Origin of the sequence: Shewanella sp. SP1S2-4, from assembly GCF_031932075.1 — a bacterium.
In the GTDB taxonomy this organism is placed as follows: domain Bacteria; phylum Pseudomonadota; class Gammaproteobacteria; order Enterobacterales; family Shewanellaceae; genus Shewanella; species Shewanella baltica.
Map to the genome: position 1 here is coordinate 123,102 of NZ_JAUOET010000007.1, position 11,440 is coordinate 134,541.

Consider the following 11,440-nt stretch of genomic DNA (forward strand, 5'->3'; position numbering starts at 1 on the left):
GCTAGTCCATGTTCTACCCCTTCTACTGCGGACAATTTTGCTGCATCTACATGCTGTTAAAAGGATTTTTAGCCGCCTCCGCTTTGACAAAGCCCTCACTTTCTGGAAAAGTGATGTAACACAATTGTTTCATGGCATCCTCGGATAATAAGAATAAACACTATGCCTAAAGCACTCTTTAAAATCGTCTTGCTCGCTTTCTTTGGCTTGCATGCATTCGAAGACGTAAACGCATCTCCCTTTTCTGACAAATCTCCAATTATTCTCCAATCACAATCTTTTGGTGTCCAGCAAGGACTTTCCCAAAGCACAGTTACGTCTATCGTTACGGATAATGATGGCTACATTTGGATTGGCACGCTTAACGGACTAAATCGGTTCGATGGAAAAGAGTTTAAACACTTTTATGCTGATAATAGCGCTTCTGGTTTACCCAGCTCTTTTATTCGAAGCCTGCTAATCACTGAAGAAGGTGATCTACTAGTTGGTACTGACAAAGGACTTGCTATATATGATAGAAATGATGAATCACTTAAATTTATCGATGTGAAAAATGAATATTTGAATGGTGAAATATGGAGTTTATCCAACAATGACTTTACTAAAGAGATTTTAGTTGGAACCAATAAGGGCATACTTAGCCTCAACTTAAAAAATAAATCTCTAAGCTTAGAGTACATTGAAAAAGAATATTTCGAAGTAAAGAAAAGTGTAAACATTGGTGATGACATATTTCTTAAAAGTTATGATGGTAAACTTTACAGGATAGATGGTAGTAATAAAGTAAAAATTATTGATAACGTACTTGATATAGAAAAGGAAAATAAAACCCTATATATATCAACAGAAAATGGACTTTACACCTATAGCGATAAAAGGGTATTAAAACTATCAAACAGCAAATATACTTTATTAAGTCGATACAATAGTGATATTTATGGAATAGATAAAAACAAAATATACTCGGTAAATAATGAACCCTATCTGATTGGGAAAACGGTAGAGGAGAAAGAAAAAAGTAAGGAAACATATCTATTTTCAACGGCTGACTACCTCATTATCGGAATGAACAATCAAGGGTTTGAAATAATAAGAAAGTCAAACAATCTTGTTTTAAGTACAGATCTAATAAAGGATAATGTTTGGCACATTAGTAAAACATTTGATAGCAAAATATTAGTATCATCTGATGATAGTATTCTTCGATGTTACGACATAAATTTGAATTTAATAAAAACTTATCAAACAGGCATTACCGGCTATAAAAATTCTGTAATGACAAAATATGGAATTTACATTGGAAATGAGAAAGGTGTAATTTTATTACATAACAATGGCAATATAAGTAACATAATAGAAGGTGAACAGATAACAACTATTGACTTAATCAATAACAATGAAAACATTATAGTTGGAACCGCTTCAGGGAAAGCTTTAATCATAAAAGATAATCTAATTTTAAAAAAAATAACAACTAATAAAAAAGATCCAGTTTTTGAAATCCTTTACATTTCAGATGCTGATATTTATTTAGCAAGCCAAAATGGTCTATATCATTATACTGATAATGAAACCAATAAAATAACAGATGAACTAACCTATAGCATTACAAAGTTTAGAGATGAAATTATATTTGGTACTTCAACCGCAATTAAGAAGTACAACCCCATTAGCAAAAAAACAAATAAATTATTCTCCGACAACAAAGAAATCTACTCCATATTAACTTTGGACAACTACATTTTCGCATCATCTCTTGGGCAAATTGTTTTAATTGATGGTGATAGTAATTATATTTTCTCAACAAATAATGGAAGTCAATACGAGTATAATACTAGAAGTAGCGTAGTCATTGATAATGAAAATATTTTTTTTGGGGGCATTGATGGTTTAAGCTTGATATCTAAAGATATAATTTTAGACCATATTAAAAACTCACAGCCACCAGAGACCTTCATCTCTGGATTACGTATTTTCAACTCCGTAATAGCTGGGGATGGTGAGTATTTCAAAGGTTCAATAAGTAAATCAAAGAGTATACAACTAAAATACTCTGATTATCCATTCACCATAACATTTAACTCACCAACATCAGAACCCTCTACTACGTCTTATTACTATAAAATGGATGGTCTATCAGATGAATGGATAGCATCAAATAAAATAAACTCAGCAACCTATACGAATTTATCACCTGATGAGTATATTTTCAAAGTTTATGCAGTTGATTCATTAACGCAGATAAATGGTCCAGTAAAAGAATTAAAAGTTATAATTACACCACCTTGGTGGCTATCAACATTAGCAAAGTCAATTTACTTCATTATTATAGTAATAACATTTTTAGGAATTACAAAATCAATTTTAAGAAAACGAGAGGTTCAACGCCAAATAGCGCTCAGCGAAGAAAGATTAAAGCTTTCCCTATGGGGAAGTGGTGATGAAATGTGGGACTGGGATATAGAAACTGGCAACATTTTCCGCTCGAATATCTGGGGAGCACTTGAATTTCCGCGTGATGGACATCGCTCGGGTAAATCGGATGAAGAGAGTAATATACATCCAATGGATCAAGAACGTGTTCGAGAAGCGCTCAATAAGCATTTTTATGGTGAAACAGATCATTTCGAAGCCGCATACCGAGTAAAAGGTAAAGACGACAATTGGGTATGGATCTTAGACCGTGCCAAAATTGTAGAGCGGGATGACAAAGATAATGCCCTGCGTATGACAGGTACAATTAAAAATATTAGTCAATTTAAACAAAAAGAAGAGCAACTAAAACTCTTTGAAAAAGCCATTGAAAATATTTCTGAAGGCATGTTTATCCTCGACGGTGAATACCGTTTTGTCGAAGTTAATGAAGCTTGCTGTAAGATTTCATTACGTAACAGAACTGATTTTATTGGCAACGTACTCACATTTGATTTATATCCTGAAACCTTCTCCACCCAAATCAGGACCATGTTGAAGCAACAAGGTCGCTGGGCAAATGAAGTCGAAGCCGCAAGAGGAGATAAAAGTCACTTCCACATGGAGCTGACTATCGATGCTATCTATGATGAGTTAGGCGAATTGTCACACTATGTCGGGGTTTTTTCGGATATTTCGAGACGGAAACAGCAAGAAGAAGAGCTTAGAAAACTAACCAATAATGATCTCTTAACCGGACTCCCAAATCGCTCCAACTTACAAGTGACCTTAAGTAACCTAGTGAATCGAGAAATAGCCCATGCGCTAATGGTGCTTGATCTTGATAATTTTAAACGTATTAATGATTCCTTAGGTCACCAGATTGGAGATACATTATTAAAGCTCGTTGCAGCTCGCATTAAGTCATTACTTCCCAAAAACACCAGTATTTACCGTCTAGGCGGAGATGAATTCGCCATTGTATTAGATAAAGGCTCAGATATAAGCGCCAGCGCTGCGATTGCTAACCGTATTATCGAAGGGTTAAAACCCGCTTTTGAAGTGAGTAATGAACAACTAGTCCTAGGATTAAGTATTGGTATAGTACTATACCCAGAAGATGAGCAAAGTGAGCAAGCATTACTGAGGAAAGCTGACATTGCGATGTACCATGCAAAGTCAGCAGGAGGTAATTGCTATCAGTTTTATTCAGAGTCATTAAATCAACATGCGATTAGGCAGTTAGAAATAGAGAATCTCATACGTGAAGGCTTAAAAGATGATCTATTTGAAGTTTATTATCAGCCTAAGGTTGATCTTAAGCGCGGTAAAATTGCAGGCATGGAGGCTTTAGTCAGATTAAATCATCCAGTACATGGCTTGATACCCCCAAATGATTTTATTCCACTTGCTGAAGAAAACGGTTTAATTGTTGAAATTGGTGAAATCGTCTTACGCAAAGCCTGTTTCGCAGCGCAGAAATGGCGTGAACAAGGAATATTCAGCGGCAGAGTCGCCGTCAATTTATCGTCACGTCAATTTGCACTCCCCGATATCCAACAACGAATAGAGTCAATTTTAAGACTCACCAAACTCCCCGCTTGTCACCTTGAATTAGAAATAACTGAAGGTACTGTCATTAAGCAGCCGGAAACGGCGATTATTGTCATGCAGCAACTGGCTAAAATGGGCGTTAGTTTGGCACTCGATGATTTCGGCACTGGGTACTCGTCCCTTTCATACTTAAAACGTTTCCCGATTCATACTTTAAAAATTGATAAAGCTTTTGTTGACGATATTGATAAGTCTGATCGCGATCTCAAAATGGTCGATTCTATTATCACTATCGCTCATAACATGGGGCTTTCTGTTGTGGGAGAAGGGGTAGAACAAGCAGCACAATTGAATATTTTACGAGCACTCAACTGTGAAGAAATTCAAGGCTATATTTTTAGTAAGGCCATAAAAGAGACCGAATTTACCCTGTTACTCCAAGAAGACATGATAAAGCCAAACACAAAAAGCAACATTACCTAATCATTTAACTCTCGATTTGATTGCGATTAATAACATTGGCACAACAAGTGCAATAGCACTATCAGTGTCAATAATAAATCAATATCAACTACCCTGAGAGAGAATTAGAATGATTAAAGGAATCCTAGTAACAGTTACTTTATTATCTTCAATTGGTTTTGTAGCAAATAGTGTTGCTCTTCAAGGTTCTCCATATGTGAAGTTCAAACCCCTTGAAGTTGCGGGCTCTCCATATGTGAAATTTAAATCCCTTGAAGTTGCGGGTTCTCCATATGTGAAATTCAAACCCCTTGAAGTTGCGGGTTCTCCATATGTGAAATTCAAACCCCTTGAAGTTGCGGGTTCTCCATATGTGAAATTCAAACCCCTTGAAGTTGCGGGCTCTCCATATGTGAAATTCAAGCCACTAGAACAAGTTGCATAACATTAATCAGGTTAGGGAGAGTGACTATGCTAAATTCAATCAAAAAAGCACTCGGTTTATCCAAGCCAGCGCGTAAAAAAGTTAAGTTGCCTGAAGGCTTAAACCACCTTGAAGTGATTTCTGCGAAAGGTTGGTGGAACTAATTTAAGTCCTGTAGCCATGAGTCTAACTCGTGCACTGTGATGGAAAATTAGGCTAGAAACAATAAAGGGAGCACTAGCTCCCTTTAGTTTTATATGAATATGAAAAGTGTGAAAAGATAGGACATTACATATTGATAGATTAGCTATTTAATATCCCTTCCCCACTACAACGGATTTTCCTCAAAGCTAAATGGCGGTGTGTCGTAAAGAGCGGATAAGCCAGAGGCCCGAGCACAAAACCCAGTAATACCCAATGCATAACACAAAGGCCTGCGGTAAATGCAGCTAAGCCGAAGTACCAAGCAGAGATTAATGCGATAAAGATAACCAGCAAAGCCACAAACCACCTCTTTAAAAAATAACAAAAATCATAAATATAGGGAAATTAATCCCCATCAAAATGCGGATGCTCCTCGCGTAGTATTGCTGATTGATGCACATGTTAAATACGCCGTTTTAACAGCAGGATAAATGTACTCCGCACAGTGCAGAAACGAGCAGCACTCATTCATCGCTACGCTCTCAGCACTGAGCACTGAGCACTGAGCACTGAGCACTGAGCACTGAGCACTGAGCACTGAGCACAACACTCTCGATCAAGGGCTTGGATTATACAAGATCCACATCTAAGTTATGAACATTTTTTAGGCAAAAACATGCCTTGTGGCAATAAATAAAGCGGCAATGATCTGCCGCTTTTTTATTCAATCTTGATTAACTAACACCGAGATTAACTAAGACTTAGATTAACTATGACTTAGATTCACTATGACTTAGATTCACTGAAACTTAGAAAAAGTGCGCGTTTTCTTGAGCCATGGTTTTTAAGCGCTCACAAGGTTCGAATCTGCTACCCAATTGGCTTTGATAACCTTCAAGAATTCGCACTAAGTTCGCGGCGCCCAAAGTGTCAATATAGTGGAATGGGCCACCGAGGAATGGCGGGAAGCCAATACCGAAAATGGCGCCAATATCACCATCTCTTGGCGATGCGATAATACCATCATCTAAACAACGCACCGCTTCGTTGAGCATTTGTACGACACAACGCTCGGCAACCGCTTTTGCGTCTTTATTGGTGCCTGGCTTAATACCTAACACGCCATAAACACTCTCATCGACAGCTTTAGCTTTCTTACTCGATGCGCCGTATTGATAGAAACCTTTACCATTTTTACGGCCTTTACGATCGTCACCCAAAAGCTTGTCAAAAGCCGCTGGCGCTTTAAAACGTTCACCCAATTCTTTTTCGAGGATTGGTGAAATCTTAGCGCCCACGTCGATACCCACTTCGTCGAGTAAAGTAATAGGGCCCACAGGGAAACCAAACTTCACTAAGGCTTTATCCAGATGTTCAACACTTTGGCCTTCAAGTAATAATTGCGCGGCCTCGTTCATGTAAAGCGCAAGAATACGGTTCACGTAGAAACCCGCGCCATCCTGCACCACTATCGGTGTTTTACCTTGCTTACGGGCAAATGCGACCGTGGTCGCAATGGTTTCTGGTGACGTTTTAGCATGGGCAATCACTTCCACTAGCGGCATTTTTTCTACTGGCGAGAAATAATGCAGACCAATCACGTTCTCAGGACGCGTTGCCGCTTCGGCGATTTGGCTAATAGGCAAAGATGAGGTATTTGACGCAAAAATGGTGTGCTCACCACACTCACGCTCGATGTCTTTCACCATTTGATGCTTAAGCGCTAGGTCTTCAAATACCGCTTCCACAACGATGTCGGCATCTTTAACGCCTTTATATTCAGTCGTTGTGGTCATCAGTGCCATTAGGTTGTCACGGGCAGCAGGCGTCATATGACGGCGCTTAACCCCTTTATCCAACAGCTTGTAGGCGTAAGCTAATGCATTGCTTAAACCTTTTTCGCTGATATCTTTGACACGAGCAGGGATTTTAGCCTTGGTCGTTGTGACAGATGCGATACCGCCACCCATTAAACCGCCACCTAAGATCACCGCTTTTTTCACTTTACGCGGGCTTGCACCTTCTGCGCCAGTTTCTTTCTTCATTTCTGTGGTCGCGAAGAAAATACTGCGCAGCGCTTCAGATTCTTTCGATACCACTAATTCGGCAAAATGACTGGCTTCGACTTCGAGCCCTTTTTGCATGCCCTTAGCAATCCCTTGACGCACACAGTCAATGATCTTGGCTGGCGCAGGATAATTACCTTGGGTTTTCTTTTCGACCTGCTTAGTCGCTTGATCGAAAATAATGTTACGGCCGAAACTCGTGCCTTCAAGCACTTGATTAACGAGTGACTTTTTAACTGTTTTCGGTGCACGTTTACCCGCAAGCGCCATCTCAACTGCGGTTTGTAACAGAATCGTCTGCGGCACAACATCATTCACTAAGCCCATTTTCAAGGCTTGTTTAGGACGAATTTGTTTACCGGTCAACATCATATCTAAGGCTGTGGTAATGCCGACTAAACGTGGCAAACGTTGAGTCCCGCCGCCACCTGGCAATAAGCCAAGTTGGACTTCCGGAACGCCGAGCATAGTCTTGCCATCGTCGCTACATACCCTTTGATGACAAGCTAAGGCTAACTCTAAACCACCGCCTAAACAGGCGCCATTGATTGCGGCAACCACAGGAATCGTTAAGGCTTCTAGCTCATTAAAAACCACATGGCCTTGCTGGGATAAGGCTTTGGCATCGCCAGCCGTTTCACAGGCATCGAGCATAGAAATATCTGCGCCCGCGACGAAAGAATCTTTTTTGCCTGAGATCAGCACTAAACCGCGAATGCTCGAATCACTTTTGATCTCGGCCAGAATTTCACTGATTTCAGGGCCAAACTGCGCTTTTAGGGTGTTCATGGTTTCGCCAGGAACATCCATAGTCAAAATAGCAATGCCGTCGTCGCGGCGGGTTAAATTAAAGGTCTTTTCCATGCCGATTACTCCACTTCCACTATCATTGCCACGCCCAAACCACCAGCCGCACAGGCCGTTGTTAGGCCAGTTCCACCACCACGGCGCTTAAGCTCACGACACACTTGCGTGATCAAACGGGTTCCCGTTGCAGCAAAAGGATGGCCGTAGGCAAGCGAGCCGCCGAGCACGTTAAACTTGCTCATGTCGATTTCACCAATGGCACGGTTACGGCCGAGTTTTTCTTCGGCAAATTTTTTCGAAGCAAACATCTGCATATTCGCTAATGTCTGCGCCGCAAAGGCTTCATGCATTTCAATCAGGGTAAGATCTTCTAGTTCCATTCCAGCACGTTTCAGCGCCAGTGGCGTCGCGTAAGAGGGCCCCATCAGCATGTCTTGCCACACATCAATGGCGCTAAAGGCATAGCTCTTAATGTAGCCAATCGGTTGATAACCTAAGGCTTTAGCTCGACCTTCACTCATCAGGATAATCGCTGAGGCACCGTCAGTCAGTGGCGTGCTGTTGGCCGCCGTCACAGTACCATGCTGTTTGTCGAATGCAGGGCGCAACTTAGCGTATGACTCCAGTACCGAGTTTTCGCGGATATTATTATCGCGATCGATAAACTGTTTATACGGCGGCACATGGGCAACCATCACTTCGTCACGAAGATGGCCCGAAGCCCAAGTTTCACTCGCTAAGGTGTGCGAGCGGTGCGCTAAAGCATCTTGATCGGCGCGGCTAATATTGTAGGTTTTTGCCATTTGCTCAGCGGTTTGTCCCATAGACAAGCCCGTTGAGTACTCAGCTACCGCAGGCGGCACAGGTAATAAATCTTTAATGCCTAAACGACGGAAAATTTGTAATTTTTGCCCAAAGCTACGGGCTTTATTCAGATCGACTAACGCATGGGCTAATTTTTTCGACACGCCGATAGGCAAGACAGAAGAAGAGTCGGCGCCGCCCGCAATACCGATTTCGATATTGCCTGTCATGATAGATTCGGCCACGTTGACGGCAGATTGAAAGCTAGTTGCACAGGCACGAGTGACACTATAGGCATCGGTCGACACATTCATGCCAGTACCGAGTACGATTTCACGGGCGATGTTAGGTGCAGCGGGCATTTGCACCACTTGTCCATACACTAATTGCTCAATCAGCTTAGGATCGAGTTCAGAGCGCGCCAATAATTCATTGACCACCATTTTGCCCATATCGAGCGCCGATACACCGTGGAATGCCGTGGCTTGCTTTGCAAATGGCGTTCTTAAACCCGCTACTATGGCGATACGTTCACCCTTGGCGTTCGTAACCTGTTGTCTATCACTCATTTGTCACCCTCTTTATGTGCGCAATCGCTGAGAGATTTCAGGCGGCGCTATCGATTTCCGTGTTTGACCTATTGTTTTACGGCGAAAAACGCCCAATAACAGGTCTGACCATTAAAGTGTGATCTGATTCTAACTTCTTGTCAGCAAGTTTTAAACACCTGTTTGTTTTTTTAACACTAGCCAAACCCTAAGGGAATTCTTTACCATAGTTGTTGTCTATAGCCCACACACGTATTTTCAACATAATAAAACGAGTAGCATCATGCCTTTGAGTCGCTTCCACGCATTACGCACTTACCTAAATAAGGTTGTTTTAGGGCAGCCAGTATTGACCGAAAATCTGCTCATTGCCTTAATTGCCAATGGCCACTTATTAGTTGAAGGTCCGCCGGGACTGGCCAAGACCCGTGCGGTGAAAGCCTTATGTGACGGGGTTGAGGGCGATTTCCACCGCATTCAATTTACCCCAGATCTGCTGCCTGCCGATTTAACCGGCACAGATATTTATCGCTCGCAAACCGGCACCTTCGAATTTGAAGCCGGACCGATTTTCCACAATTTAATCTTGGCAGACGAAATTAACCGCGCCCCCGCCAAAGTACAATCGGCCTTATTAGAAGCCATGGCCGAAGGTCAAGTTACCGTCGGTAAGCACAGTTATAAGCTGCCACCGCTGTTTTTAGTGATGGCAACCCAAAACCCATTAGAAAACGAAGGCACTTATCCCCTGCCCGAAGCACAGCTTGACCGTTTTTTAATGCACTTGAATCTTGATTACCCGAGCGGCGAGACTGAAATCGAAATTCTGCGCCAATCCCGTAAAGAAGCACTCACCCACGAATTGCCGACGACTGAGCCGATTGCACAGGCCGATGTGTTTGCCGCCCGTGACGAGGCCATGGAAATCTATCTCGCCGAGCCGCTCGAAAAATACATAGTCGAAATAGTGATGGCGACCCGTGAGCCAAGCCGTTACAGCGATGACTTAGCGAAATGGCTCGAGTACGGCGTCAGCCCACGCGCCACTATTTCCTTAGAACGCTGCGCCCGCGCCCGCGCTTGGCTGCACGAGCGGGACTTTGTGTCACCGGAAGACATTCAAGCCGTTGCGCCGAATGTGTTAAGACACAGATTATTACTCAGCTACCAAGCGCAAGCCGAAGGCGTAAGCCGCGATCAGGTGATCAACCACATCTTGAGTCAAGTTGCAGTACCTTAACGGTGAAGATAAAGGTGAAATCAGATGAGTGACACTGCGCGACTCTCAGCCTCGGCCGATGGCTTGCCGCTGTTTGCCGATGGCTTGCATTTAACCGAGCAAGAGCTGCTGGCGTGCCAAAATATCGCCCGTGCTATGCCTGAGCGTTACAGCCGTGCCCGCGCTAATTTAGCGGGTCATCGCAACAGCTTAATCAAAGGCCGCGGGATGGAGTTTGCCGAGGTGCGCCACTATCAACAGGGCGACGATGTGCGCACCATTGATTGGCGCGTGACCGCTCGTACTGGCAAAACCCACACTAAGTTATTTGTCGAAGAACGTGAGCGTCCTATTCTGTTGTTAATCGACTTAAGCCAAAGTCTCTATTTTGGCTCAAGTTTATTACTGCAATCGGTGCAAGCAGGGCACCTTGCGACCACCTTAGGTTGGAATGCGATTAATCATGGCGATAGACTCGGCGCCTTGATCGCGTGCGAGTCTGAGCATCTAGAGCTCAAACCCCGCAGCCGTCGTCAGGGCATATTGCAATTGATCTCAGGCCTGCGCCGTGTACATGAGAATCAACTCAATCATGTTGGCAGTGGCCAGCGCGATCCTGATCATATTCTGCGCGCGTGTCAGCGATTACAACGCATCGCCAAACCCGGCTCCTTAGTTTGGATAGTGACAGATGGCAGCCATTTTAGCCCCCAATGTATCGCGCCTCTCACTGAGCTTAAGCGTCATTGCGATGTGGGCGCCTATCTTATTACCGATCCCCTGCGCCAAGGGACACTGCCGTTACCGCACAACTTTAGTTTGCCAGTACGGGATGGGGATGAGGACTTAGTGCTTACCCGCCACAGTTATCAGGCTTGGCTTGATATCCAGCTGCGTCAGCAAAGGGACTTTATCACCATGATGCAGCAACTGCGCGTGCGCACCCAGCTCATCGATGCGGGTGCTCCCCTAGCCCATCAATTGGAATTATTGCGTTAAC

7 protein-coding genes are annotated in these 11,440 nt (G+C 43.0%); 4 read left to right on the forward strand and 3 right to left on the reverse strand.

Annotation, left to right across the window (positions count from 1 at the left end; translation table 11 throughout):
- Nucleotides 1–162: 162 nt before the first annotated feature.
- Nucleotides 163–4,449 (forward strand): EAL domain-containing protein, encoded by a 4,287-nt coding sequence (locus Q4Q52_RS09470; RefSeq protein WP_311990464.1) that lies wholly within the window; start codon nucleotides 163–165, stop codon nucleotides 4,447–4,449.
- Between the two features lie 109 nt (nucleotides 4,450–4,558).
- Nucleotides 4,559–4,873, forward strand: coding sequence for a hypothetical protein (locus Q4Q52_RS09475; RefSeq protein WP_311990465.1), 315 nt, complete (start codon nucleotides 4,559–4,561; stop codon nucleotides 4,871–4,873).
- 282 nt (nucleotides 4,874–5,155) lie between these two features.
- On the opposite strand, the gene Q4Q52_RS09480 is transcribed toward Q4Q52_RS09475, so the two are convergent.
- From Q4Q52_RS09480 to fadI, 3 genes are all read right to left on the reverse strand, one after another.
- A complete protein-coding gene (locus tag Q4Q52_RS09480; RefSeq protein ID WP_311898172.1) occupies nucleotides 5,156–5,356 on the reverse strand; it encodes a hypothetical protein in 201 nt (66 codons plus the stop codon).
- Between the two features lie 449 nt (nucleotides 5,357–5,805).
- Nucleotides 5,806–7,926 carry a fatty acid oxidation complex subunit alpha FadJ gene (fadJ, locus tag Q4Q52_RS09485; protein WP_311990466.1) on the reverse strand — a complete coding sequence of 707 codons (2,121 nt, stop codon included), beginning with the start codon at nucleotides 7,924–7,926 and terminating at the stop codon, nucleotides 5,806–5,808.
- A 5-nt stretch (nucleotides 7,927–7,931) separates the two neighbouring features.
- A complete protein-coding gene (gene fadI, locus Q4Q52_RS09490) occupies nucleotides 7,932–9,242 on the reverse strand; it encodes an acetyl-CoA C-acyltransferase FadI (protein WP_006082247.1) in 1,311 nt (436 codons plus the stop codon).
- Nucleotides 9,243–9,504: 262 nt separating this feature from the next.
- Between fadI and Q4Q52_RS09495 the strand changes: the two genes are divergently transcribed.
- On the forward strand, nucleotides 9,505–10,461 hold the full coding sequence (locus tag Q4Q52_RS09495; RefSeq protein ID WP_106650947.1) for a MoxR family ATPase: 957 nt from the start codon (nucleotides 9,505–9,507) through the stop codon (nucleotides 10,459–10,461).
- Between the two features lie 24 nt (nucleotides 10,462–10,485).
- Nucleotides 10,486–11,439 carry a DUF58 domain-containing protein gene (locus Q4Q52_RS09500; protein ID WP_311990467.1) on the forward strand — a complete coding sequence of 318 codons (954 nt, stop codon included), beginning with the start codon at nucleotides 10,486–10,488 and terminating at the stop codon, nucleotides 11,437–11,439.
- Nucleotide 11,440: the final 1 nt, after the last annotated feature.